This is a genomic window from Bacillus sp. SIMBA_026, assembly GCF_046535335.1.
Taxonomy (GTDB): Bacteria; Bacillota; Bacilli; order Bacillales; family Bacillaceae; genus Bacillus; species Bacillus velezensis.
The window spans coordinates 1-235 of record NZ_JAWRWX010000488.1 but is presented as its reverse complement, the minus strand read 5'-3'; the positions used below and the strand labels follow the sequence as shown (position 1 = coordinate 235).

Here is a 235-nt window from a genome sequence, read left to right as displayed (position 1 = left end):
CGGTGCGCCTGCCGGTGAACTCGAGGAAAAGCCTGTAGATGACCAGGGCCGCACCCAAGCCCGCTACCATCGCAACGGTGGTGAGAGACTGCAAGGTGCCTAACCCCGTGAGGGCGCTCAGTCCTCGGCCCAGCAGCGGGAACAGCGGGTAGAACGCCCAGGTGTTCTCCTTGACCACTCCGTTCTCATCCAGTGGCAAGACGGACGGGTAGCCCTCATCAGCGGCGGTTTGATA

At 63.0% G+C, this 235-nt stretch carries 1 protein-coding gene; it reads right to left on the bottom strand.

The window, feature by feature from the left end; genetic code table 11:
* Positions 1 to 235: hypothetical protein (locus tag SB847_RS22275; RefSeq protein WP_410578943.1), on the bottom strand; the 235-nt coding region annotated here is incomplete at both ends.